The following is a 24409-nucleotide window of genomic DNA, read 5'->3' on the forward strand; positions in this document are numbered from 1 at the left end:
AACAAAAGCGCAGGCAGCCTGCTAATCCCCGACAAGCGCTGGAGATTTTGAACTGGAAGACGTTTTTTGTCTTCCAATTCAAAATTGAAGCGACCTCGAGGGGATGGCTGCTGGAGTCTGGATGAAACAAAAGCGCAGGCAGCCGGATTCTATAGAATGAAAAGCCATATCGTTATGGATGTCGATGTATCGATGCAGATTCATTGGAAAAGTAAAAGGAGAGATTGAAATGTCTTTTTTTAAAAAGTTAAAAGAGAAAATTACGGGAACAAATGAGGCGGTATCGGAAAAATTCAAGGAAGGTTTGGCGAAAACTCGTGATTCCTTTACATCTAAAGTGAATGACTTAGTCGCTCGTTTCCGTGAAGTGGACGAAGAATTTTTCGAGGAATTGGAAGAGCTTCTATTGCAAGCTGACGTTGGTGTTGAAACGGTAATGGAGTTAATCGACCAATTAAAGTTTGAAGTTCAAAGGAAAAATATTAAAGATACTGCCGGCATTCAATCCGTCATTTCCGAAAAGCTCGTAGAAATTTATAGAGCTGGCGAGGAATTAGATACTGAATTGAATATGCAAGATGATTTGACAGTAATTTTAATGGTTGGTGTCAATGGAGTCGGCAAGACGACGACAATCGGCAAATTGGCGGCTCGTTTCAAAAGTGAAGGAAAAACAGTTATGTTAGCAGCAGGCGATACGTTCAGAGCGGGAGCAATCGACCAGCTTGTTGTATGGGGTGAACGGGTAGGCGTAGAAGTGATCAGGCAGTCGGAAGGATCTGATCCGGCCGCAGTAATGTATGATGCGATCCGTGCGGCAAAAAATAGACATGTCGATGTTTTAATCTGTGATACTGCTGGCAGATTGCAAAATAAAGTAAATTTAATGAATGAGCTTGAAAAAGTGCATCGTGTCATCGGAAAAGAAATTGAAGGCGCTCCACACGAGGTGCTATTGGCATTGGATGCAACAACTGGTCAAAACGCGTTAATCCAAGCAGAAACGTTTAAAGAAGCGACGAACGTAACTGGAATTGTATTGACGAAATTAGACGGAACAGCGAAGGGCGGCATCGTACTTGCAATCCGCAATAAATTGAATATCCCAGTTAAATTTGTCGGTCTTGGTGAAGGAATGGATGATTTACAGCCGTTCGATCCAGAAAAATATGTTTACGGATTGTTTGCAGAAGGCTTGGAATTGGAAATGAAGGAAGAGGAATGATGCTTCTTTTAACATCTTTGCGGTTCTAATAAAGACAAGTAAAATTACTTGACACTTAATGTGCGGCATTATAAGATGACATGGGGAGGCGAGGTTATGATGCTTGAAAAAACGACGCGCATAAACTTCCTCTATGACTTTTATCAGACGCTGTTGACTGACAAGCAAAGAATATATATGCAGTTGTACTACTTGGATGACCTGTCCCTCGGAGAAATTGCTGAGGAATATGGCGTTTCAAGACAAGCTGTCTATGACAATGTCCGGAGAACAGAAGCGATGTTAGAAGATTATGAAGCGAAATTGAAACTCTTTTCGAAATTTCAAAAAAGGGTGGAAATCGTTGAGCAGCTCGAACAAATTGTAACTGGCGATGACGATCAATCCAAAGAAGTGCGGGCATTGCTTACCGCATTAAAAGATCATGAGTAGGGGGGGTCTATGCATGGCATTTGAAGGTTTAGCCCAGCGCCTGCAAGGGACGCTTCAAAAAATTACGGGCAAAGGAAAAATTAGCGAAGCAGATGTAAAAGAGATGATGCGTGAAGTCCGTTTTGCGCTGATCGAAGCGGACGTCAACTTGAAAGTTGTAAAAGAATTCGTCAAAACCGTTAGTGAGCGCGCTGTCGGGCAAGATGTCATGAAAAGCTTGACGCCTGGCCAGCAAGTGGTCAAAATTGTCCAAGATGAATTGACGAACTTAATGGGCGGAGAGCAAAATCCGATACAGTTTGCGAGAAAGTCACCTACCGTCATTATGATGGTAGGTCTTCAGGGGGCCGGTAAAACGACGACGACAGGAAAGTTAGCAACAGTGCTGCGTAAACGGCATAATAAAAAACCGCTATTAGTTGCTGCGGACGTCTATCGACCAGCTGCTATTCAGCAATTGCAAACTCTTGGCAAACAACTTACGATGCCGGTATTTTCACTCGGTACGGATGTTTCGCCTGTCGAAATCACCCGTCAAGCGCTATCAGAAGCTGAAAAGGAACATCATGATGTTGTCATCATTGATACGGCTGGCCGTTTGCATGTCGATGAAGAGTTAATGCAAGAACTGAAAGACATTAGGGAATTGAGCAAACCGGATGAAGTTTTCCTTGTAGTTGATGCGATGACCGGCCAAGATGCTGTCAATGTTGCTAAGTCTTTTGATGATGCAATCGGCATTACAGGAGTCGTTTTGACGAAGCTCGACGGGGATACTCGAGGCGGGGCTGCATTGTCCATCCGTTCTGTAACGCAAAAACCGATTAAATTTGTCGGTATGGGCGAGAAAATGGATGCCTTGGAACCGTTCCACCCTGAACGTATGGCTTCAAGGATTTTAGGTATGGGCGACGTTATGTCTCTCATTGAAAAAGCGCAGGCGAATGTTGATGAGGAGAAGGCGAAGGAACTTGAAAAGAAATTCCGCACGCAAACCTTCACATTGGATGACTTTTTGGATCAACTGCAGCAAGTGAAAAAAATGGGTCCGCTTGATGAATTATTGAAAATGATGCCTGGTTTCAATAAGATCAAAGGTCTTGAAAATGCTCAAGTCGATGAAAGTCAAATGGGCCGGGTAGAAGCGGTCATTTATTCTATGACGATTGAAGAGCGCACAACACCTGAAATCATTAATGCGAATCGTAAAAAAAGGATTGCCAAAGGTTCAGGCACGTCGATTCAAGAAGTGAACAGGCTTTTAAAGCAATTTGATGAAATGAAGAAAATGGTTAAGCAAATGACCAATATGCAAACAAAAGGGAAAAAGAAAATGAAAATGCCAGGCTTCGATTCATTTTTCAAATAAGCAGCGTACGCTTTTATTTATCCCTAGTTGAATTTTGAAAAGCAAATCGGCTTATAGCGATGAAAGGTAAAGTGAAATTGGCCATTTTCTATGGCGAATTCATTTTATAGTAGGTGTTAAGAAAAAACACTTTACAAACATAAGAAACCTTGATAATATACTATCTTGTGTGAAACTATTCGGAGGTGCAAGTAAAAATGTCAGTAAAAATTCGTCTTAAACGTATGGGAGCAAAGAAAACTCCTTTTTATCGTATTGTTGTAGCAGATTCACGTTCACCACGTGATGGCCGTCAAATCGAAACAGTAGGTACGTATAACCCACTTACAAAACCTGCAGAAGTGAAAATCGATGAAGAATTGGCTCTTAAATGGCTTCAAAATGGTGCGAAACCATCTGATACAGTTCGTAACCTGTTCTCAGAGCAAGGCATCATGGAGAAATTCCATAACGCAAAATACGGTAAGTAAGTTGAACCAATCGGGCATTCAAAGACATAACGGATGCTCGATTGATTGCAAATGAACGCATGTTATACGTAAAGTCTTACTGCCCGTAGATACGGGATAATCAGGAGGGGTGTACATGAGGCAGCTGATCGAAACGATTGTAAAACCATTAGTCGATCATCCGGAAGATGTTCGGGTCGATAAAGATGAACAAAATCATCGTATCACTTACAAACTTTCCGTCAATCCTGTAGATATGGGGAAAGTGATCGGAAAACAAGGGCGTGTAGCAAAAGCGATTCGCACCATTGTTTATTCAGCGGCAGGCAGTCACCACGGCAAAAGAGTTTACTTAGATATAGTCGATTGAAAGGGAGGGCCCACCTAAGTCCTTCCTTTTTTGTTTACATGTGTGGAACAATCCTATATTCTGCTTAGAAAGGATGGTGTGCAATATGCAATGGTTCAATGTAGGAAAGATTGTAAATACGCACGGTATCCGGGGGGAAGTCCGGGTGATTTCGAGGACTGACTTTCCAGAAGAAAGATACGCGGTTGGCAATGAATTGACGCTCTTTCTCCCGGATGGGAAAAAGCCGATCCGTTTAATTGTTGCAAGTCATCGTAAGCATAAAAACTTTGACTTGCTTACATTCGAAGGACACCCGAATATTAATGATGTTGAAAAATATAGAGATGGCATATTGAAAGTGTCTGAAGAGCAATTGGGCGAGTTGGAAGAAGGGGAATTTTATTACTACGAAATTATCGGCTGTGAGGTTTATACAGAAGCGGGCGAATTGATTGGGAAAGTGACTGAAATTCTTGAAACAGGGTCGAACGACGTTTGGACAGTTACACCTCAAACGGGAAAGCCGCATTATATACCGTATATTGATGACGTCGTAAAGGCAATTGATATTGAAAATAAAAAAATTGTCATCGATCCGTTGGAAGGGCTTCTTTCATGATGAAAATTGACGTACTATCCCTATTCCCGGAAATGTTTGAAGGTGTGTTGCATTCTTCCATTATGAAAAAAGCACAGGAAAACGATGCGGTCTCCTTTCATGTCGTGGATTTCCGGGAGTACTCCGGGAATAAGCATAAGAAAGTAGATGATTATCCGTATGGCGGCGGTGCGGGAATGGTTCTAAAACCAGAACCGCTTTTTGCGGCAGTTGAAGATTTGACGAAAGGGACGGAGAAAAAGCCTCGTATTTTACTTATGTGTCCCCAAGGGGAACGCTTCGACCAGAAAAAAGCGGAAGAGCTCTCAGGTGAGGACCATATCGTTTTCCTATGTGGCCATTATGAAGGGTATGACGAGAGAATCCGCGAATACTTAGTTACCGACGAACTTTCAATCGGCGATTTTGTATTGACAGGTGGAGAGATTGCTGCAATGGCGATGATCGACAGCATTGTCCGGTTATTACCGAATGTATTAGGAAATTCAGATTCTCCCGTGTTAGATTCATTTTCGACAGGGCTTTTAGAGCATCCGCAATATACGAGGCCGGCGGATTTCAATGGGATGAAAGTTCCGGATGTACTTTTATCGGGCAACCATGCCGAAATTGAAAAATGGCGACAGGAGCAATCTTTACTTCGTACATTTCATCGGCGCAAAGACTTGTTAGACGTTGCACCTTTAACTGATCATCAGAAAAGGTTGTTGGAGCAGTTGAAAGCAGAAAAAAATTAACAGATTATCTTGCGAAGGCTTGTCGTTTATGGTATGATCTACTATGTGCTTCTATGGAGTACATATGACTGATGTTCCGCTGCAAAGGCAAGAGATGCAAGAGCATCTGTGGAGAAGGAGAGAAAATCATGCAAAACATTATTGCAGAAATTACAAAAGATCAGCTTCGTACTGATCATCCAGATTTCCGTCCTGGGGACACTGTCCGCTTGCACGTGAAAATCATCGAGGGTACACGTGAGCGTATCCAAATTTTCGAAGGTGTCGTCATTAAACGTCGTGGAGGCGGAATCAGTGAAACATTCACAGTCCGTAAAATCTCTAACGGTGTAGGCGTTGAACGTACATTCCCTGTACACACACCAAAAATCGCTAAAATCGAAGTGACACGCCGTGGTAAAGTACGCCGTGCGAAATTGTACTACCTTCGCAGCCTACGCGGAAAAGCCGCTCGTATCAAAGAAATCCGATAATATCCAAACAGCGGGGAGCAATCCTCGCTGTTTGTCTTTTTACTGAATCCGATTATACATAAAAATGGGGGCCTATTTTTGGTCTCCTTTCTTTTTGCCTCAAATATGAATAGACTGTACAATAGGGATAGTAGTTTGGCGGGAGGCTTCAGTGAATGGACGAAAAAAAGAAAAAGAATGAAACTTATGAATGGATTAAAGCTTTATTGATCGCGTTTGGGCTTGCTGCGGTCATTCGCATCTTTTTATTTACTCCGATCGTCGTCGATGGCATTTCAATGATGCCGACATTAGAACATGGAGATAAGATGATTGTCAATAAGATCGGTTATACGTTAGGTAAGCCTGAACGGTTTGATATCGTTGTGTTCCATGCTCCAGAACAGAAGGATTATATTAAACGGGTGATCGGGCTTCCGGGCGATACAGTCGAATATAAAGATGATGTTTTGTATATTAACGGTAAGCCATACGACGAACCGTATTTGGAACAATATAAGAAAACCGTGAACGATGGCCCTTTGACTGAAGACTTCGTGTTAGAGGATAAAATAGACAGTGATACAGTGCCGGAAGGACATGTATTCGTCATGGGCGATAATCGACGAAAAAGTAAAGACTCAAGACATATCGGAGCAGTAGCGATCGATGAAATTATCGGTAGTACAAAATTCGTGTTTTGGCCGATTAAAGACTTCGGTATTGTCAAGTAAAGAAAGGACGGGATAGTGATGACTATCCAATGGTTTCCAGGCCATATGGCCAAAGCGAGACGTGAAGTGACTGAGCAACTGAAATTAGTTGACATCGTTTTTGAATTGATTGATGCCAGGCTCCCTTTATCGTCGCGCAATCCGATGATTGATGAAGTAATACAACAAAAACCTAGACTGCTAATATTAAATAAAATGGATTTAGCAGATAGTAAAGAAACAGAACGATGGATTCATTACTTTGAAAAAGAGGGCATTCCTGCAGTTGCCATCAATTCGTTTGAAGGAAAAGGGCTTGCAGCAGTAACGAAAGCAGCGAAGGAAATCCTAACACCTAAAATAGAAAGAATGAAAAAGCGAGGCATTCGCCCTGGAGCGATTCGGGCAATGATTGTCGGCATACCAAATGTCGGGAAGTCAACGCTCATTAACCGGTTGGCGAAGAAAAATATCGCTAAAACAGGAAATAAGCCAGGTGTAACGAAGGCGCAACAGTGGATTAAATTTGGGAAAGAATTAGAACTGTTGGATACACCGGGAATTTTATGGCCGAAATTTGAAGATCAGGCGGTCGGATACAAATTGGCTTTAACTGGTGCAATAAAAGACACGGTCGTCAACATGGAAAATTTGTCTGTTTACGGCTTGCGTTTCTTAGAAAAACATTATCCAGAACGGCTTTTAGAAAGATATGGCATTCGTGAAATTGGGGAGGACATTTTGTCGGTTTTCAATAAAATCGGTGAAGATCGTAAAGCGTACACCCAAGGAGGAGAGATTGACTACGACAAAGTTGCGGAGTTGATCATCCAAGATATCCGCAATGAGCACCTTGGCAAATTAACATTTGATTTTACAAACGAAATAGAAGAACAGGTCGATGGGGTCGTGGAATAATCCATGACAATCGGCCTTTTCTATTTATGAAAAGGCAAAATCTCCATAATCTGACCGATATAAAGTGTAACGTGATAGTACTTACATATTAAAAATAGATCATACATAGGTGATGGCAGTGAAAACAGTGAAAGAAATATCGAATGCATTAAAAAAAACATTGGAAATGACGCCATGGATAGAAGAGTTGGCAGCTGATGAAAGAGCGGGTGTTCAGACTGCACTAAAGAGGTGGCACCGCGAGAATGAAAAAAGAAAGCGAAAATTAATTGCTTATGAAGAAAAGAAATCGTTTGATAAGCAATTTAAACGCTTTGCAGGAGATTTGGTTGCGGGAATTGATGAGGCAGGAAGAGGACCGTTGGCAGGACCGGTTGTATGTGCGGCGGTTATATTACCTGAAGATGCACAGGAACTTATCGGTTTAGACGATTCTAAAAAAATATCGAAAAGTGAAAGAGAACGTTATGCAGCTATTATTCGTGACATAGCGGTCAGCTACGCGGTACATATTCAATCGGCACGGCGCATAGATGAACTCAACATTTACGCTGCGACGAGGGAGTCGATGGAAAGAACTGTTGAACAACTGCCAATAAAACCAGACATTGTCATAGCGGATGCGATGCAATTAACTGTTAGCTGTCCATCCGAAGCGATTATTAAAGGAGATGCACAAAGCTTGGCAATTGCTGCTGCATCGATTTTAGCGAAAACAACCCGTGATCATTTAATGGACGAGTTGGATAATGAATATCCAATGTACAAGTTTAAAAACAATGCGGGCTACGGAACAGCGGATCACCTTGAAGCGTTATACATGCACGGCCCTTGTGAACATCATAGGAAAACGTTCGAACCGATCAAATCTATGCTGAAAAGGAGGGAGGCCGATGAGCCATCCTTTAATTCCGAATTTGACAACTATCCAATCAACAAATAGCAGTTCATCTCCGCTCGTATTGCGGGAAGGGCAAATGTTCCATGGTCAAATTAAGCAGCTATTCCCAGGCCAGATGGCAGAAGTGCAAATTGGCGGACAGCGGTTGATTGCCAAATTAGAAGTGCCGATGAAAGCGGGTGATTCTTATTACTTTCAAGTAAAGTCAACAGAACCCGAACTGCAACTGAAAATGATTTCAGGACCACTCCGGACAGATGAAAGTTTATCACGGCAGCTGTCATCCTTATTGGAATCAATGCAATTGCCAAAGACATCGGAAATGCAAAGTTTATTAAACTACGTCTTAAAGCAGAAACTGCCAATTTCGCGAGACAATTTATTAGAAGCAGAGAAATTGCTGAAAACAGTTCCAGCTGCACTTCGCAACGAAGCATTGTCAGCGATACACAAGTTATTGGACATGAGATTGCCATTGACGATCAACCATTTCAACTCTTTAATTGGTGTTGAGACGAGGGAAGGCTTGCATCATCTCATTGCGGCTTTATCTAAAGCGCTAAATAATGAGAATGCTTTGTCAGAACAAGCGAAATCGCATCTTTCTTCCCTCCTGAATGGGATGGGGAAACAAACTGATCAAGCAGTTGAACGTTCGATTATTGCAAATGCGTTAAACAAGTTGTTAGAAACTTCTGTGGGAAGAGAAGAGCGATTTGCAGTTTTGCAGTTGCTTAAGCAGGCAGGCGTATTGCCAATAAGAACATCGCTTGCAAACTTGCCGTCAGTTATTCATGAAATGATGGGAGACATACCAACACAGCGCGATAAACAATCGAATGAACAGCAACTCCCTTCTCGAAACAACGCTTTGCTAAGAAATATATTTGAAAACGCTTCGCCGACTGTGCACAAAGTGATTCAAGATTGGGCGGCGTTCAATGGAAAAGCCAATATTGCTGAGCAGGCAGCCCGTATTTTAGCTTCGATCCGACAAACGATTGAAAATGCCAATGATATTCCGGCTAAGCAAAAAACAGAATTACTAAATGCACTTCATAAGCTCTCAAATGCCTCGACAGCCTCTTTAAAGGAGAGTCCGGAAGTTAGGCAAATCAGTGTGCTTATAGCTAAGTTAAGTGCAGTAGATGCAGTTTTGAAGCCATTCCAATCATCTGTCTTCCTTTCGGAAAGAAAAACACAGGATCACTTGCATTTTTTAAGCAGAGAAGCTGCAGACCAAGCTGCATCGATTCGGCAATTGGCCCAACAGTCTTCATCACCAATCGTAAAAGACATCATGCAAAGTGCTCAAGCTGCTGTAGATACTGCAATTGATGGCAAAATTATAAGAGAAGCTATGCGATCAATTATTACTTCTATGGGCTTCAACTATGAAGCGTCATTAGCTGGAAAAGAAGCGGATTTTGATCGATTGTCTGCGGCCTTAAAACCTCAGTTAATCCTTCTTTCGCAAGATCAGTCGGTTTCACCGCAGTTAAGGGAAGTTGCCGAACAGCTACTCTTTCGGATGAATGGACCGATGATGCAATCTGGAGAAGTCGGTCATAACCAGCAAATTGTCATGCAATTGCCGTTAGAATTTTTAGGAAAACGGATTGACGCTACATTGCAATGGAATGGCAGAATGAAAGAAGATGGAAAAATCGATGCAGATTATGCAAGAATATTATTCTATTTAGATCTTCAATCACTTGAGAAGACAATTGTCGATATGGTAGTGCAAAACCGGATCATCTCTATCACAGTTTTTAATGCGGATGAATCGATTAAACAGATTGGAATGCCGATCGTAGAAAGGCTTAAAAAAGGACTGTCAGAAATTGATTATCAATTTTCGGGCATCTTTTTCAAGAATTTTGAGGAGCATGGAAAAAAAGCGAGTGAACGTTCCAATAAAAGGATTCCCGAACGTGAAGGGGTTGATTTTCGCATATGATCGAAAGAAAAAATGTCAGAAAAGAGGCAGTAGCGCTATCATATGATCCAACTTCCGGGGAATCTCCGAAAGTAATCGCAAAAGGAAAAGGGAAAATTGCTGAAAATATATTAAAGAAAGCAGAAGAACACGATGTACCCATTCAGGAAGACCCAACTTTGGTAGAATTATTAGGGCAGCTGAATATTGACGAAACGATACCAGAGCAGCTATACCAAGCTGTAGCTGAAGTATTCGCATTTATTTACCAAGTGGACCGCGAGCATAGATTAAGAAAAAATAAAGAGAAACATGACGAAGTTTGACATTTTTTATAGGATTCTCGACATACAAATGTGGACATAATTTGACATCTTTACTACAATAGATACGGCAGTAAATTATGAGCTACAAGTTCGATTGGAGGATGTAAGATGAATATCCATGAATATCAAGGAAAACAGCTGCTTAGAGAATATGGCGTTGCTGTTTCAAACGGTCGGGTCGCATTCTCTCCCGACGAAGCTGTAAGTGCAGCAAAAGAGCTCGGAACAGACGTAATTGTCGTTAAAGCGCAAATCCACGCGGGTGGCCGCGGGAAAGCTGGCGGCGTCAAAATCGCAAAAAATCTTGACGAAGTCCGCGAATATGCAAAAGAGCTTCTTGGCAAAACACTTGTTACCCACCAAACAGGTCCTGAAGGAAAAGAAGTAAAACGTCTTCTTATCGAAGAAGGGTCAGATATTAAAAAAGAATACTATATTGGCCTTGTTGTAGACCGTGCGACAGATCGCGTAACTTTAATGGGATCAGAAGAAGGCGGAATGGACATCGAAGAAGTTGCGGAAAAAACGCCTGAAAAGATTTTCAAAGAAGTAATCGATCCAGTAGTCGGTTTGACTGGCTTCCAAGCGCGACGCATGGCATTCAACATGAACATCCCGTCACATCTTGTAAACAAAGCGGCGAAATTCATGACTGGTCTTTACCAAGTGTTCTCTGAAAAAGACGCTTCAATCGTAGAAATCAACCCGTTGGTCGTTACAGGTGACGATAATGTTTTAGCGCTTGATGCGAAATTCAATTTTGATGATAATGCATTGTATCGCCATAAAGACATTGTCGAATTACGCGATTACGATGAAGAAGATCCAAAGGAAATCGAAGCGTCCAAGTATGACCTGAGCTATATCTCTCTTGATGGAAATATCGGCTGCATGGTCAATGGTGCTGGACTTGCGATGGCTACGATGGATACAATCAACTACTACGGCGGATCACCGGCCAACTTCCTTGACGTTGGGGGCGGCGCTACAGCTGAGAAAGTTACAGAAGCGTTCAAAATCATCCTTTCCGATGAACATGTAAAAGGCATTTTTGTAAATATTTTCGGTGGAATTATGAAATGTGACGTAATCGCAGAAGGTGTTATTGCAGCTGCGAAAGAAGTAGGCCTTGAAGTTCCACTTGTTGTCCGTTTGGAAGGAACAAACGTAGACAGAGGTAAAGCGCTATTGAACGAATCCGGTTTAAATATCATCGCTGCTGACACAATGGCGGACGGTGCACAAAAGATTGTTGAACTCGTAGGCTAAGAAAGGCAGGGACAAACGATGTCAATTTATATTAATAAAGATACAAAAGTGATTGTACAAGGTATTACAGGCTCAACAGCACTTTTCCATACAAAGCAAATGCTTGAATACGGCACAAAAATTGTCGGCGGTGTTACACCTGGAAAAGGTGGTACTGAAGTTGAAGGAGTACCTGTTTTCAATACAGTCGAGGAAGCTGTAAAAGCTACAGGAGCAAACGTTTCTGTCATCTATGTGCCAGCTCCGTTTGCAGCAGATGCTATTATGGAAGCTGTAGATGCTGAATTGGATATGACAATCTGTATTACAGAGCATATTCCTGTTCTTGATATGATTAAAGTGAAGCGTTATATGGAAGGCAAAAAGACTCGACTTGTCGGTCCGAACTGCCCAGGCGTCATTACAGCTGATGAATGTAAAATTGGTATTATGCCAGGATATATTCATACGAAAGGCCATGTAGGCGTTGTTTCACGTTCTGGAACTTTAACTTATGAAGCAACACACCAATTGAGCCAAGCTGGAATCGGCCAAACGACAGCTGTCGGAATCGGCGGAGACCCTGTAAATGGTACAAACTTCATTGATGTTCTTAAAGAATTCAATGAAGACCCTGAAACGTACGCGGTCGTCATGATCGGTGAAATCGGTGGTACTGCAGAAGAGGAAGCAGCTGAATGGGTGAAAGCGAACATGACAAAACCTGTTGTTGGCTTCATCGGTGGACAAACTGCACCTCCAGGAAAACGTATGGGCCATGCGGGTGCGATCATTTCAGGCGGGAAAGGTACAGCTTCTGAAAAAATCAAAGCTATGAACGCTGCAGGCATTGAAGTAGCAGATACACCTTCCGTAATCGGCGAAACACTTATTAAAGTGTTGAAAGAAAAAGGCTTATACGAAAAATGTAAAACACATTAATTAATAGGATCATTTTTTACAAAATGACCGTGTCGATAAAGATGCAGCATGTTCATGTTGCATCTTTATTCACATTGATAGGAGGCTGAAAATGAACTATACAAACTTCGACAGGAAGTTAATGGCATTGCACTATGCTCATCCTGTACCATACAATCGTTTAAAAAAATTGGTGGATGCAGACCCCCGGCTCGACCAACTTTTTGCATACAATCCGTTCCAGTTGTCGGAGCTATTAAATATTTCCTTTCAACAAGCAAAACTACTGCATGAAAAACTTTCGAAATGTGCAAACACCCCCTTTGCACAATTGTACGAACAACAACTGATTATCCCTCTACCTTACTCTCACTCAAACTATCCAGAAGCGTTGCGAAAACTTATTGATCCCCCAGCTGTTTTATATATAAAGGGCGACATTTCATTGTTGCAAATAAGGACGAAAATCGCGATTATTGGTTCGCGTAAAGCGACCGATTATTCAAGGAAAGCAATGTCATACATTGTTCCGCCGCTCGTTCAAAATGGCATTGCCATCGTATCCGGGCTTGCGAAAGGAGCTGATACGATGGCGCATGAAGCAGCGCTTTTATATGGAGGGAAAACGATTGCCATCTTAGGTCATGGATTTTTTCATTTATACCCGAAAGAAAACGAAAAGATAGCGAAAACATTATCTAAAGAGCATTTGCTTCTCACAGAATATCCACCTTATCTATCACCTGCCCGTTGGACATTTCCGATGCGCAATCGGCTCATTAGCGGTTTCTCAGATGCTGTCATCATAACAGAATCGGAAGAAAAGAGCGGCACAATGAGCACAGTTGAGCATGCACTCGATCACGGAAAGGATATATACGCCGTTCCGGGACCGATTACATCGTCTCTGTCCTTTGGTCCGAATAAGTTGATCGAAGAAGGGGCAAAGCCGATTTGGAATGGGTTTCAACTGTTTGAGCATACGTTGTAGAATGATGCCGAAAAACCTCCTTATGTTGAAAAGGTTGATTTTAATTCAAATCTGTTATACATTTTGCAACAGATATTCTTTTGAGTTCGAGTTCACAAGTAGCGTGATAAAAATAAGGCGCATTGTGAATAAATAGGGAACCTCTATGAGGAGGAACAAAGTTAATGGCAGATTATTTAGTAATAGTGGAATCGCCTGCAAAAGCGAAAACAATTGAGCGCTACTTAGGAAAAAAGTATAAAGTGCGTGCCTCCATCGGGCATTTGCGTGACCTTCCAAGAAGCCAGATGGGCGTGGATACGGAAAATAATTATGAACCGAAGTACATTACCATCCGAGGAAAAGGACCAATATTGCAAGAGTTGAAGAAAGAAGCTAAAAAGGCTAAAAAAATCTTTTTAGCGGCTGACCCCGATAGAGAAGGAGAAGCGATTGCTTGGCATTTGGCTAATCAGCTATCCATCGACATCGAATCAGATTGCCGAGTCGTGTTCAATGAAATTACGAAGGATGCTATTAAGGAGTCGTTCAAGCATCCAAGACCGATTGATATGAACCGGGTCGATGCCCAACAAGCGAGAAGGATATTGGACCGGCTTGTCGGCTACAATATAAGCCCGATTTTATGGAAAAAAGTAAAGAAAGGTTTATCTGCCGGCCGGGTCCAATCAGTCGCATTGCGGCTCATCATCGATCGGGAAAATGAAATTAAAGTGTTTGTGCCTGAGGAGTATTGGAGTATAACGGGCCAGTTTACAAAGGATGGCAAAAAGTTTGAAGCGTCTTATTATGGCGATGCGAAAAAAAAGCTCAAACTTGAAAACAAAAAACAAGTCGATGAAGTATTGTCTAAAATGGCAGGAGACCAATTCGAAATTGTAAACCTCGTCAAGAAAGAAAGAAAACGGAATCCTGCACCCCCATTTACAACTTCGTCTTTGCAACAAGAAGCTGCACGTAAGTTGAATTTCCGTGCAAGAAAGACGATGATGCTTGCGCAACAACTCTATGAAGGGATTAATATCGGCAAAGAAGGAATTGTCGGTTTAATCACCTATATGCGTACCGATTCAACGAGAATTTCAGAAGGTGCAAAGGAAGAAGCGATGTCGTTCATCGGCACAATGTATGGCAAGGAATTCATTGCCACATCAAAAGTGAAAGCGAAGGAATCTTCAAATACACAGGATGCCCATGAGGCAGTGAGACCGACTTCAGTAATGAGGCCTCCAGAATCAATGAAACCGTATTTATCGAGAGATCAGCTCCGATTATACAAATTGATCTGGGAAAGGTTTGTTGCGAGTCAAATGGCGCCTGCTATTTTGGATACAGTCACTGCTGATTTGATGAGTGGCGAAGTGAGATTCAGAGCAACAGGTTCCGAAGTGAAATTCCCTGGTTTCATGAAAGTGTATATTGAGGGAGAGGACGATAAGGAAGAGGAGAAAGAAGGCATTTTACCTCCGCTTGAGCAAGGGGAGAAGGTAACGAGCAGTCAAATTGATCCGAAACAGCATTTTACTCAGCCACCTCCACGTTATTCTGAAGCCCGGCTCGTTAAAACTTTGGAAGAGTTAGGGATTGGCAGACCATCCACATATGCTCCGACATTGGATACAATACAAAAGCGGGGATATGTAACTTTGGATGCAAAGCGATTTGTACCTACTGAATTAGGTGAAATTGTCCATCAGGCAGTTAACCAATACTTCCCTGACATCATTAATATCGAATTTACAGCTGAAATGGAAAAGAACTTAGACGAAGTAGAAGAGGGCAATATCGGATGGGTTCAAGTCATTGATGAGTTTTATAAGGAATTTGAAAAAGATGTTAAAGTTGCAGATGAAGAAATGGAGAAAATTGAAATAAAAGATGAACCTGCTGGTGAAGATTGTGAAATTTGCGGTTCACCAATGGTGTTTAAAATGGGTCGATACGGCAAGTTTATGGCTTGTTCGAATTTTCCTGATTGCAGAAATACGAAAGCGATCGTAAAACCGATCGGTGTCACTTGTCCACTCTGTAAAGAAGGTCAAGTAGTCGAGCGGAAAAGTAAAACAAAAAGGATTTTCTACGGCTGTGACCGGTACCCAGAATGTGAATATGTATCTTGGGATAAGCCGATTAGCAGGCCTTGCCCAAAATGTCAAAGCACATTAGTTGAAAAAAGGCTTAAAAAAGGTGTACAAATTCAATGTACAGAATGTGATTATAAAGAAGATGCACAAGAATAACGATAAGAAAAGAGAGTGAAGGTATGGCAGCAATCGTCAATGTCATTGGTGCTGGGCTTGCGGGCAGTGAGGCAGCGTGGCAAATTGCGTCCCGTGGAGTAAAGGTACGCCTTTACGAAATGAGACCGGTGAAACAGACTCCTGCACACCATACGGATAAATTTGCGGAACTAGTCTGCAGCAACTCTTTGCGTGCAAATAATATTACGAATGCGGTAGGGGTCTTAAAAGAAGAGATGAGAAGACTTGATTCTCTTATAATTGCTGCAGCAGACAAATGCGCAGTCCCTGCTGGCGGTGCTTTGGCGGTCGACAGGCATGAGTTCGCGGGAAATGTAACAGACAAAATCCGCAATCATCCATTAATCGAAGTGATCAATGAAGAAGTGACGGACTTAGACGCAATGTTGGAAGGGATTACAATAATTGCGACTGGCCCATTGACTTCACCTGCACTTGCAGAAAAAATCCTGAAGCTCACTGGTGAAGAGTATTTGTATTTCTATGATGCAGCTGCACCGATAATAGAAAAAGAATCTATTGATATGGATAAGGTTTATTTGAAATCCCGCTATGATAAAGGTGAAGCAGCATATTTAAACTGTCCGATGGATGAAGAGGAGTTCAGCAGGTTCTATGAGGCGCTTCTCGTCGCTGAAGTAGCACCGTTGAAGGACTTCGAAAAAGAATTGTACTTCGAGGCGTGCATGCCTGTTGAAGTTATGGCTAAACGCGGTGAGAAAACATTGTTGTTCGGTCCAATGAAGCCAGTCGGATTGGAAGATCCGAAAACAGGTAAACGTCCTAAAGCCGTTGTGCAACTACGTCAAGACGACGCGGCGGGCACTTTGTATAATATCGTCGGTTTTCAAACGCACATGAAGTGGGGAGCGCAAAAGGAAGTTCTTCGACTCATACCCGGCCTTGAAAATGTTGAAATTGTCCGGTATGGAGTCATGCATAGAAATACGTTTATTAACTCTCCACGCGTTTTGGATTCAACTTATCAATTGAAATCTGTCAACAACCTATTCTTTGCAGGACAAATGACAGGTGTAGAAGGCTATGTAGAATCCGCAGGTTCAGGTTTAATCGCAGGCATGAATGCGGCACAATTGGCGTTAGGCAAAGAACCGATCCGACTTCCTGCCGAAACGGCTTTAGGCAGTATGGCGAGATACATTACAGAAGCAGACTCAAATAATTTTCAGCCGATGAACATTAATTTTGGGCTATTCCCGGATTTAGGGGAACGCATTAAATCGAAAGTAGAACGAGCAGAAAAGCATGCTGATCGTGCACTTCGAGTGATCGATCAGTTCAGGTCTACCGTTTTTCATTGAAATGAAAAGGCTGTCCGCACTGACAAATTTGTCAAGGACAGCCTTTTATGCTGCTATTATTGAACAAATTGTGTCTTTTAATAGATCTTATTGAGATAGATGTCAGACATCACAAGACAATTATGTTGATGTTAAGCTGTTTCTTGATGTATAGTAATTCGTGGATGACTTTTGAATTACTTAATTAGTTGCCTTATTCAATCATTATGGATTATTTTTTAGGAAATGAAAAAATAACCACTATTCAAACGCGTTGTAATTTTGTTATAATTGAAAAAGTGATTCATGTTGGGGGTGAAGCACTTGAAAGGCAATATGAATTCGGAGTTACTTCGGGAATACATAACTTATATCCAACTTGAGAAGAACTATTCATCCCACACTGTCATGGAATATAGTAAGGACATCGATGAATTTTTTTCTTTCATGGAGGCGGAAGGGATTTCCGATGTGAACGACGTAGAATACATCGAAGCGAGGCTGTATATAACAAAGCTATATGATCAAGGTCTTTCAAGAACGACGATTTCAAGGAAGATATCATCAATTCGTTCGTTTTTTAAATTTTGCAATGCGAAGTTTGACGTGAACGATCAAGCGTTCCGATTGCTGCATCATCCAAAGAAGGAAGAGCGACTTCCGGCTTTTTTTTATGAGGAAGAACTAAATTTACTGTTTGACTCATGTAAAGGTGAAGACCCTAAATCTTTGCGGAACATCGCTCTTTTGGAATGTCTTTATGCAACTGGGATAAGGGTCGGCGAACTCATTTCCATAAAAGTCAGCGATGTGGATTTGTCCTTAGGCATTGTCCGGGTGATGGGAAAAGGCAGAAAAGAGCGCTATATTCCTTTTGGAAGTTTTGCACAAACTTCTTTGGAAGCTTTTTTATCAAAAAGCCGTCCTATTTTAATGAAGGGAAAAAAACATCAAACATTGTTCACGAATTTAAGGGGAGATCCTATCACTGCATCCGGTGTCCGCTATATATTAAATTCGATGATGGAAGACGCGGCAATTCACGGGAAAATTTACCCCCATATGATCCGGCATACATTTGCTACACATCTGTTGTCCAACGGAGCAGATATGAGAGCAGTGCAGGAGCTGTTAGGTCATAGTCATTTATCTTCGACACAAGTATATACGCATATTACGAAAGAGCATTTGCGCAAGACTTATATGAATACGCATCCGCGAGCATAGGAGGTTGAGCTGATGGAATTTCATGCAACTACAATATTTGCCATCCGGCATAATGGAGTTTGTGCGATGTCGGGTGATGGTCAAGTAACAATGGGTGAATCTGTCGTCATGAAGCATACGGCCAAAAAAGTGCGCAGATTATTTGGCGGTAAAATCTTAGCAGGTTTTGCCGGCTCGGTAGCTGATGCGTTCACACTCTTTGAGTTGTTCGAAGGGAAATTGGGCGAGTTCAACGGGAATTTGGAGCGTGCTGCGGTCGAATTGGCCAAAGAATGGCGCGGAGATCGCATTTTACGGAAGTTAGAAGCTTTGCTATTAGTTGCCGATGAAAATCGTTTATTGCTCGTGTCAGGGACAGGTGAAGTGATTGAACCTGACGATGGCATTTTAGCGATTGGTTCTGGAGGCAACTATGCATTGGCGGCAGGCCGCGCATTAAAGAAATATAGCGGAGATTCGTTAAACGCCGAAGAAATTGCCCGTGCAGCTCTTGAAATAGCTGCTGAGATTTGTGTTTACACAAATGAAAATATCATTGTGGAGGTGTTAGGATGAATAAAAAGCCTCAACTTACTCCACGTGAATTTACGGCGTATCTTGACCGTTACATTGTAGGTCAAACTGCAGCTAAGCGGGCAGTTGCCGTAGCGATGAGAAATCGGTATAGACGCAGTTTGCTTACTGCAGAGGAAAGAAACGAAATCATTCCCAAAAATATTTTGATGATTGGACCGACTGGGGTAGGTAAAACTGAAATTGCAAGAAGGATTGCGAAATTGGTTAACGCTCCTTTCGTAAAAGTAGAAGCGACGAAGTTCACCGAGGTCGGATATGTAGGAAGAGATGTCGAGTCGATGGTCAGGGATTTGACTGAGGCCGGCGTTCGGATCGTCCGTGAAGAAATGCGTGAATCGGTTAAGGAACAAGCGCAAAAGCATGCGCAAGAACGCTTAATTGAGCTGCTGGTCCCAAAGAAAAAAGGAAAAGGGAATATGCAAAATCCTTTTGAAATGCTATTCGGTCAAAAAGCCGAAGAGGATTCTGAAAAAGATTCTGCAGAGGCAGTGGAGTTGAGCAGGAAACGTTCTGAAGTGAAGGCGCAACTTGAAGCGGGAAATTTGGAAGAGCGTATTATTTCGGTAGAAATTGCAGCTCAGCAGCCTTCCATGTTTGATGCATTGCAAGGTTCGGGAATGGAACAGATGGGTGCAAGTATGCAGGATGCATTATCGTCTTTTATGCCGAAAAAAATGGTCAATCGCAAGATGACAGTAAAAGAAGCGAGAAAGGTTTTGGAAGCAGAAGAGGCTGACAAACTGATCGATCACGAGGAAATTGCGAGAAGGGCAGTTGAGTTAACCGAACAGTCGGGTATCATTTTTATTGATGAAATGGACAAAATTGTGAGCAAAGGAAATAGTGGTGGTTCATCGGTCGATGTATCGAGGGAGGGTGTCCAGCGAGACATTTTACCGATCGTAGAGGGTTCGACTGTTACGACAAAATATGGTGCTGTAAAGACGGATTACATTTTGTTTATTGCGGCAGGCGCATTCCATATGTCTAAACCATCCGACATCATTCCAGAGCTGCAAGGCCGTTTCCCGATTCGTGTCGAGCTCGGAAAGCTGACAAAAGATGATTTTGTGCGTATATTGAAAGAGCCTGATTTTTCACTTATCACCCAATATGAAAAACTGCTGGCGACTGAGGATGTTGCCATCGAATTTGCGGATGATGCGATCGACAGAATAGCGGAAATCGCATTTGAGGTAAACGACAATACAGAAAACATAGGTGCGCGAAGATTGCACACAATATTAGAGAAGTTGTTAGAGGAGCTTTCCTACGAAGCAGCGGAAATAGGTCCTGCAACGATTAAAATCACCGTAGCCTATGTCGATGAAAAGTTGAAGGATATTGTAAAAAACAAAGATTTGTCACATTTTATCCTTTAACGAGGTCGTTTTAGTTTATTTAATGATTAAAAAGCTTTAGAATATTCTTAAACCCTGTTTCACATAATTTAAGGAGGAAATTTAAATGGCACTATTAGCAAAAACAAGACAAATTAATGCAATGTTACAAGAATCAGCAGGAAAACCGGTAAACTTTAAAGAAATGGCTGAAAAACTTAGCTCGGTTATCGAATGTAATGCATTCATCGTAAGCCGTAAAGGAAAATTGTTAGGATTAGAAATTCATCAGCAAATTGAAAATGAACGTATGAAAAAAATGTTTGAAGACCGTAAATTCCCTGAAGAATATACGAATAAATTGTTTGAAGTGAACGAAACATCTTCCAACTTAGATGTGAACAGTGATTACACTGTATTCCCTGAAGAAGAACTTGAATTGTTCAAAGATGGTTTGACGACGATTGTACCGATTATTGGTGGTGGAGAGCGTTTAGGTACATTAGTACTTGCACGCTTAAAACAAGAATTCACTGAAGATGATCTAATCCTTGCTGAATATGGCGCAACTGTTGTCGGCATGGAAATCCTACGTGAAAAAGCAGAAGAAATCGAAATGGAAGCAAGAAGCAAAGCTGTTGTACAAATGGCGATCAATTCGCTTTCATACAGTGAGCATGAAGCAATCGAACATATTTTCAAGGAATTGGATGGTAACGAAGGTTTGTTGGTTGCATCTAAAATTGCAGACCGTGTAGGCATTACGCGCTCTGTCATCGTCAACGCATTACGTAAATTGGAAAGTGCTGGTGTTATTGAATCTCGTTCATTAGGTATGAAAGGGACTTACATTAAAGTGTTAAACAGCAAATTCCTTGAAGAGCTTGAAAAACAAAAGAACTAAAAAATCGTTACAAATGCACTCCTGTCAATTTTGACGGGAGTGTTTTTTTATTTGAATGCTCATTTTGGAATTGATGCTAAAATGCTACAACTACCGAATGGGACTTAAGACCGGGCACTAAATGTGAAGTTTAGTTTAAAAGGGTTGTTTTGGACCATGAAAATTTACTATTAAAGATAGACAAACTTCGCTATAATCCGATACAATAAGACAAGTGAAGTAATTGAAAGTTTTATAGAAAAAGTGAATGCACATTAATGGAAACCTTTATGAGAGGTGAATTAATAGTTATGAATATTTATGGATCAACGATTTCGCTCTTAGAACAGGGATTGAATTTCTCATCTGCTAAGGGCAAAGCGATTTCGCAAAATATAGCAAATGTTGACACTCCTAACTACAAAGCAAAGCATGTTATTTTCAATGAAATTTTAAAAAATGAACAACAAAAACCTTTCCATGCATATCGGACGAATGCCCTGCATTTTGACTTTAGAACGAAAGTTGCACAGTCGAAAGTATTCGACTCCTCGAGTTTACGTTATCGCCAAGACGGTAATGGAGTTGATATGGATAAGGAACAGGCTGACTTAGCTGCGAATCAAATTTACTATAATGCTTTAGTCGATCGATTGAATGGGAAATTCAACACACTTCAAAATGTCATTAAAGGAGGACGTTGAGCATGAGTATTTTTCATAGTTTAAACACATCTGCTTCTGCATTGACCGCTCAACGCCTTAGAATGGATGTCATCTCATCCAATATGGCTAACGTGGATACGACACGTGGAAAAATGGTCGATGGAGAATGGCAGCCCTATCGTAGAAAAACGGTCAGTTTACAACCGAAAGAGGGACAGTTTTCCTCCATGTTGAATGTAGCGATGGGAAATCGAACAAGGGGAGCAGCTATGAATGGGGTTGTTGTTCATAGAATTCAGGAGGATATGGAAACGCCTTTCAAATTAGTGTTTGATCCAACGCACCCTGATGCGAACGACGAAGGGTATGTAGAAATGCCCAATGTTGATCCATTAAGAGAAATGATCGATTTAATGTCTGCAACAAGGTCTTATGAGGCGAATGTCACGGTGTTGAATGCAAACAAAGCGATGTTAATGAAAGCTCTTGAAATAGGAAAATGATAAATAAGGAAGGAAGAGAATAACTATGCCAATTCAATCCATTCAAGGCATGGGCAATGTCACGGGTGTATTAAAGGCTGATGAAAGCCGAAACTTACAGCCGACTCCGTTTGAATCACAGAAAAGCTTTGGTAATTATTTGAAGAATGCTATACAAGACGTAAATGCTCAGCAAATTCAATCGGATAATATGACGCAAAAACTCATATTAGGTGAAGATGTTGATTTGCATAACGTTATGATTACTGCGCAAAAGGCTTCAATCGCATTAAATGCGACAATCGAAGTGCGAAATAAAATGATCGAAGCTTATCAAGAAATCATTAGAATGCCAGTATGATGATCGAAAGTTCCTCTCATGTTGATTGCAGAGGTTATAAAACGGATTAAGTCAATTACACTACTATGTAATTGACTTATATTATGAACATGCTTTTTAGGTTCCTGACTATGTATGCTGACCGGGGGATTAGAATGAATGAAAGAATGACGAAAATCAGGACGAATATGGCAGAGTTCTGGTCAAGTCGGACGAAGCGACAAAAAATTACTTATATCGGATCTGCAGCCGCGGTAGTTGCCATCGCCGCATTCTTGACTTTCTTTTTGTCGAGAACGGAATATGTTCCGCTTTATAGCGATGTCTCCCGCGAGGAAATTGGAAGAATTAAAGAAGAATTGACTGCGCAAGGTGTACCAAGCCGTATCGCACCAGGAGGGACTTCAATCCTTGTGCCAGAAAAGCGGGTGGATGAATTATTGGTCACTTTAGCCGCACAAGGCTTTCCGAACTCAGGGACGATTGATTATTCGTTCTTTACGGAAAATGCCGGCTTTGGGATGACGGATAATGAATTCGATATGGCTAAATTGAAAACAACGCAAAATGAACTGTCGAATTTGTTGAAAGGCGTCGGGGGGGTCAAAGACGCCAAAGTCATGATCACATTGCCGACTCAAAGCGTATTTTTGAATGAAAGTGTACAAAATGCAAGTGCTGCAATCATGCTTACTACTGAACCGGGTTACCAGTTCTCTGAATCACAAATTAATGCACTCTATAATTTAGTTTCCAAAAGTATACCGAATTTATCAACTGATGATATTGTCATCATGAACCAGTACTTTGAGTATTTTGACCTAAAAAAATCCGATAATACGAACGGTGCGAATATCGCCGATCAAATGGACTTGAAAAAGACGATTGAAAGAGATTTGCAACGTAAAGTTCAGATGATGTTAGGTACAATGATGGGTCAAGAAAATGTCGTCGTATCTGTTACGACAGATATTGATTTTAAGCAAGAAAACCGTGAAGAAAACTTAGTTGACCGAGTAGATGAAGATTTGGACAGCCTTGCAATCAGTGTCCAAAAAATTACGGAAACGTTCTCGGGCAATGGAGCAGTTGCTGGAGGAACGCCGGAAGCGGAAGATCCTACTGATAACCGAACTGGTTACGGTGAAGGGGATATGTCCAATGGTGATTATGAACGGATCGAGGAAACCGTTAACAATGAAATAAACCGGATCCGGAAAGATATAATTGAAAGTCCTTATAAAATTCGCGATATCGGTATTCAGGTAATGGTAGATAACTCCGATGACACTGCATTCTCCGCGCAAGGAGAAGTGGAAAATATTTTGAAATCCATCATCCGCACATCGATTGATAAGGAATACGTACCGGAAAACGTCACCGAAGATTTCTGGAATGACAAAATTATGGTAACTCCTCAAGAATTTAAAGGGAAAATTGTTATGGACGATCGTGCAGCAGGCAATACAATCCCTTGGTGGGTTTACGTAATTGGCGCCGCATTGCTCGTTGTCATTGCAATACTTATCTTTGCTTTCTTCCGAAAACGGAAAAAGGAAAGAGAGTTAGAGGAAGAACGGATTCTTGAAGAACAGCGTGAGGCTCTCAATGTAGAAGATATCAATACTGAGCAAGAAACAGAAGCAACAGTACGGAAAAAACAGCTGGAAAAAATGGCGAAAGAAAAACCAGAAGAGTTCGCTAAATTATTAAGAACTTGGATCGCTGAGGATTGATGGAGG

General features: G+C 41.5%; 26 protein-coding genes. All 26 read left to right on the forward strand.

The genetic code is table 11. The features are described 5' to 3' along the window. Positions 1-229 precede the first annotated feature (229 nt). The 26 genes from ftsY (at position 230) to fliF (ending at position 24403) form a co-directional block, all read left to right on the forward strand. The gene (gene ftsY, locus WFH04_RS02315) at positions 230-1225 is read left to right on the forward strand and encodes a signal recognition particle-docking protein FtsY (protein ID WP_336822445.1); all 996 of its coding nucleotides are present in this window, start codon (positions 230-232) and stop codon (positions 1223-1225) included. A gap of 96 nt (positions 1226-1321) precedes the next feature. Then, positions 1322-1657, forward strand: a complete 336-nt coding sequence (locus WFH04_RS02320) for a putative DNA-binding protein (RefSeq protein ID WP_336822446.1) — start codon at positions 1322-1324, stop codon at positions 1655-1657. Positions 1658-1670: 13 nt separating this feature from the next. Continuing rightward, positions 1671-3026, forward strand: coding sequence for a signal recognition particle protein (gene ffh / locus WFH04_RS02325; protein ID WP_336822447.1), 1356 nt, complete (start codon positions 1671-1673; stop codon positions 3024-3026). A 197-nt stretch (positions 3027-3223) separates the two neighbouring features. After that, on the forward strand, positions 3224-3496 hold the full coding sequence (rpsP, locus tag WFH04_RS02330) for a 30S ribosomal protein S16 (RefSeq protein ID WP_060209070.1): 273 nt from the start codon (positions 3224-3226) through the stop codon (positions 3494-3496). A gap of 115 nt (positions 3497-3611) precedes the next feature. Continuing rightward, on the forward strand, positions 3612-3845 hold the full coding sequence (locus WFH04_RS02335) for a KH domain-containing protein (RefSeq protein WP_336822448.1): 234 nt from the start codon (positions 3612-3614) through the stop codon (positions 3843-3845). 85 nt (positions 3846-3930) lie between these two features. Then, positions 3931-4446 carry a ribosome maturation factor RimM gene (gene rimM, locus WFH04_RS02340; RefSeq protein ID WP_336822449.1) on the forward strand — a complete coding sequence of 172 codons (516 nt, stop codon included), beginning with the start codon at positions 3931-3933 and terminating at the stop codon, positions 4444-4446. Continuing rightward, positions 4446-5183 (forward strand): tRNA (guanosine(37)-N1)-methyltransferase TrmD, encoded by a 738-nt coding sequence (trmD, locus tag WFH04_RS02345; RefSeq protein ID WP_336822574.1) that lies wholly within the window; start codon positions 4446-4448, stop codon positions 5181-5183. Before rimM ends, trmD begins: the two co-directional genes overlap by 1 nt. 128 nt (positions 5184-5311) lie before the next feature. After that, the gene (gene rplS, locus WFH04_RS02350) at positions 5312-5656 is read left to right on the forward strand and encodes a 50S ribosomal protein L19 (RefSeq protein ID WP_336822450.1); all 345 of its coding nucleotides are present in this window, start codon (positions 5312-5314) and stop codon (positions 5654-5656) included. 155 nt (positions 5657-5811) lie between these two features. Beyond that, positions 5812-6369: a signal peptidase I gene (lepB, locus tag WFH04_RS02355; protein WP_336822451.1), complete on the forward strand. Its 558-nt coding sequence runs from the start codon at positions 5812-5814 to the stop codon at positions 6367-6369. An 18-nt stretch (positions 6370-6387) separates the two neighbouring features. Further along, a complete protein-coding gene (gene ylqF, locus WFH04_RS02360; protein WP_336822452.1) occupies positions 6388-7266 on the forward strand; it encodes a ribosome biogenesis GTPase YlqF in 879 nt (292 codons plus the stop codon). Positions 7267-7378: 112 nt separating this feature from the next. Beyond that, positions 7379-8209, forward strand: coding sequence for a ribonuclease HII (locus WFH04_RS02365; RefSeq protein WP_408020158.1), 831 nt, complete (start codon positions 7379-7381; stop codon positions 8207-8209). Continuing rightward, complete coding sequence (locus WFH04_RS02370) at positions 8160-10127, forward strand: hypothetical protein (protein WP_336822454.1); 1968 nt, start codon at positions 8160-8162, stop codon at positions 10125-10127. The genes WFH04_RS02365 and WFH04_RS02370 overlap by 50 nt, the downstream gene beginning before the upstream one ends. Further along, positions 10124-10432 (forward strand): EscU/YscU/HrcU family type III secretion system export apparatus switch protein, encoded by a 309-nt coding sequence (locus WFH04_RS02375; protein ID WP_336822455.1) that lies wholly within the window; start codon positions 10124-10126, stop codon positions 10430-10432. The genes WFH04_RS02370 and WFH04_RS02375 overlap by 4 nt, the downstream gene beginning before the upstream one ends. Positions 10433-10540: 108 nt before the next feature. Next, positions 10541-11701 carry an ADP-forming succinate--CoA ligase subunit beta gene (gene sucC / locus WFH04_RS02380; protein ID WP_336822456.1) on the forward strand — a complete coding sequence of 387 codons (1161 nt, stop codon included), beginning with the start codon at positions 10541-10543 and terminating at the stop codon, positions 11699-11701. 18 nt (positions 11702-11719) lie between these two features. Further along, positions 11720-12622, forward strand: a complete 903-nt coding sequence (sucD, locus tag WFH04_RS02385; protein ID WP_336822457.1) for a succinate--CoA ligase subunit alpha — start codon at positions 11720-11722, stop codon at positions 12620-12622. 91 nt (positions 12623-12713) lie between these two features. Then, a complete protein-coding gene (dprA, locus tag WFH04_RS02390; RefSeq protein WP_336822458.1) occupies positions 12714-13592 on the forward strand; it encodes a DNA-processing protein DprA in 879 nt (292 codons plus the stop codon). Between the two features lie 164 nt (positions 13593-13756). Continuing rightward, the gene (topA, locus tag WFH04_RS02395) at positions 13757-15832 is read left to right on the forward strand and encodes a type I DNA topoisomerase (protein ID WP_336822459.1); all 2076 of its coding nucleotides are present in this window, start codon (positions 13757-13759) and stop codon (positions 15830-15832) included. A 23-nt stretch (positions 15833-15855) separates the two neighbouring features. Continuing rightward, positions 15856-17175 carry an FADH(2)-oxidizing methylenetetrahydrofolate--tRNA-(uracil(54)-C(5))-methyltransferase TrmFO gene (trmFO, locus tag WFH04_RS02400; protein WP_336822460.1) on the forward strand — a complete coding sequence of 440 codons (1320 nt, stop codon included), beginning with the start codon at positions 15856-15858 and terminating at the stop codon, positions 17173-17175. A 315-nt stretch (positions 17176-17490) separates the two neighbouring features. Beyond that, a complete protein-coding gene (xerC, locus tag WFH04_RS02405; RefSeq protein ID WP_336822575.1) occupies positions 17491-18381 on the forward strand; it encodes a tyrosine recombinase XerC in 891 nt (296 codons plus the stop codon). Between the two features lie 9 nt (positions 18382-18390). Further along, positions 18391-18936, forward strand: a complete 546-nt coding sequence (gene hslV, locus WFH04_RS02410; protein ID WP_336822576.1) for an ATP-dependent protease subunit HslV — start codon at positions 18391-18393, stop codon at positions 18934-18936. Beyond that, positions 18933-20339, forward strand: a complete 1407-nt coding sequence (gene hslU, locus WFH04_RS02415; RefSeq protein ID WP_336822461.1) for an ATP-dependent protease ATPase subunit HslU — start codon at positions 18933-18935, stop codon at positions 20337-20339. The genes hslV and hslU overlap by 4 nt, the downstream gene beginning before the upstream one ends. A gap of 85 nt (positions 20340-20424) precedes the next feature. Beyond that, positions 20425-21201, forward strand: coding sequence for a GTP-sensing pleiotropic transcriptional regulator CodY (gene codY / locus WFH04_RS02420; RefSeq protein WP_336822462.1), 777 nt, complete (start codon positions 20425-20427; stop codon positions 21199-21201). A 290-nt stretch (positions 21202-21491) separates the two neighbouring features. Next, on the forward strand, positions 21492-21884 hold the full coding sequence (gene flgB, locus WFH04_RS02425; RefSeq protein ID WP_336822463.1) for a flagellar basal body rod protein FlgB: 393 nt from the start codon (positions 21492-21494) through the stop codon (positions 21882-21884). A 2-nt stretch (positions 21885-21886) separates the two neighbouring features. Then, positions 21887-22348 carry a flagellar basal body rod protein FlgC gene (gene flgC / locus WFH04_RS02430; protein ID WP_336822464.1) on the forward strand — a complete coding sequence of 154 codons (462 nt, stop codon included), beginning with the start codon at positions 21887-21889 and terminating at the stop codon, positions 22346-22348. Between the two features lie 49 nt (positions 22349-22397). Continuing rightward, positions 22398-22688, forward strand: a complete 291-nt coding sequence (gene fliE, locus WFH04_RS02435) for a flagellar hook-basal body complex protein FliE (protein WP_336822577.1) — start codon at positions 22398-22400, stop codon at positions 22686-22688. Positions 22689-22822: 134 nt separating this feature from the next. Further along, the gene (gene fliF, locus WFH04_RS02440; RefSeq protein ID WP_336822465.1) at positions 22823-24403 is read left to right on the forward strand and encodes a flagellar basal-body MS-ring/collar protein FliF; all 1581 of its coding nucleotides are present in this window, start codon (positions 22823-22825) and stop codon (positions 24401-24403) included. The last annotated feature ends 6 nt before the right edge of the window (positions 24404-24409 follow it).

It is taken from the genome of Sporosarcina sp. USHLN248, from assembly GCF_037144575.1.
GTDB lineage: Bacteria > Bacillota > Bacilli > Bacillales_A > Planococcaceae > Sporosarcina > Sporosarcina contaminans.

Coding starts and splice junctions, on each gene's coding strand:
- ftsY (WP_336822445.1), top strand. CDS start 230: ATGTCTTTTTTTAAAAAGTTAAAAGAGAAAATTACGGGAACAAATGAG.
- WFH04_RS02320 (WP_336822446.1), top strand. CDS start 1,322: ATGATGCTTGAAAAAACGACGCGCATAAACTTCCTCTATGACTTTTAT.
- ffh (WP_336822447.1), top strand. CDS start 1,671: ATGGCATTTGAAGGTTTAGCCCAGCGCCTGCAAGGGACGCTTCAAAAA.
- rpsP (WP_060209070.1), top strand. CDS start 3,224: ATGTCAGTAAAAATTCGTCTTAAACGTATGGGAGCAAAGAAAACTCCT.
- WFH04_RS02335 (WP_336822448.1), top strand. CDS start 3,612: ATGAGGCAGCTGATCGAAACGATTGTAAAACCATTAGTCGATCATCCG.
- rimM (WP_336822449.1), top strand. CDS start 3,931: ATGCAATGGTTCAATGTAGGAAAGATTGTAAATACGCACGGTATCCGG.
- trmD (WP_336822574.1), top strand. CDS start 4,446: ATGAAAATTGACGTACTATCCCTATTCCCGGAAATGTTTGAAGGTGTG.
- rplS (WP_336822450.1), top strand. CDS start 5,312: ATGCAAAACATTATTGCAGAAATTACAAAAGATCAGCTTCGTACTGAT.
- lepB (WP_336822451.1), top strand. CDS start 5,812: ATGGACGAAAAAAAGAAAAAGAATGAAACTTATGAATGGATTAAAGCT.
- ylqF (WP_336822452.1), top strand. CDS start 6,388: ATGACTATCCAATGGTTTCCAGGCCATATGGCCAAAGCGAGACGTGAA.
- WFH04_RS02365 (WP_408020158.1), top strand. CDS start 7,379: ATGGCAGTGAAAACAGTGAAAGAAATATCGAATGCATTAAAAAAAACA.
- WFH04_RS02370 (WP_336822454.1), top strand. CDS start 8,160: ATGAGCCATCCTTTAATTCCGAATTTGACAACTATCCAATCAACAAAT.
- WFH04_RS02375 (WP_336822455.1), top strand. CDS start 10,124: ATGATCGAAAGAAAAAATGTCAGAAAAGAGGCAGTAGCGCTATCATAT.
- sucC (WP_336822456.1), top strand. CDS start 10,541: ATGAATATCCATGAATATCAAGGAAAACAGCTGCTTAGAGAATATGGC.
- sucD (WP_336822457.1), top strand. CDS start 11,720: ATGTCAATTTATATTAATAAAGATACAAAAGTGATTGTACAAGGTATT.
- dprA (WP_336822458.1), top strand. CDS start 12,714: ATGAACTATACAAACTTCGACAGGAAGTTAATGGCATTGCACTATGCT.
- topA (WP_336822459.1), top strand. CDS start 13,757: ATGGCAGATTATTTAGTAATAGTGGAATCGCCTGCAAAAGCGAAAACA.
- trmFO (WP_336822460.1), top strand. CDS start 15,856: ATGGCAGCAATCGTCAATGTCATTGGTGCTGGGCTTGCGGGCAGTGAG.
- xerC (WP_336822575.1), top strand. CDS start 17,491: ATGAATTCGGAGTTACTTCGGGAATACATAACTTATATCCAACTTGAG.
- hslU (WP_336822461.1), top strand. CDS start 18,933: ATGAATAAAAAGCCTCAACTTACTCCACGTGAATTTACGGCGTATCTT.
- codY (WP_336822462.1), top strand. CDS start 20,425: ATGGCACTATTAGCAAAAACAAGACAAATTAATGCAATGTTACAAGAA.
- flgB (WP_336822463.1), top strand. CDS start 21,492: ATGAATATTTATGGATCAACGATTTCGCTCTTAGAACAGGGATTGAAT.
- flgC (WP_336822464.1), top strand. CDS start 21,887: ATGAGTATTTTTCATAGTTTAAACACATCTGCTTCTGCATTGACCGCT.
- fliE (WP_336822577.1), top strand. CDS start 22,398: ATGGGCAATGTCACGGGTGTATTAAAGGCTGATGAAAGCCGAAACTTA.
- fliF (WP_336822465.1), top strand. CDS start 22,823: ATGAATGAAAGAATGACGAAAATCAGGACGAATATGGCAGAGTTCTGG.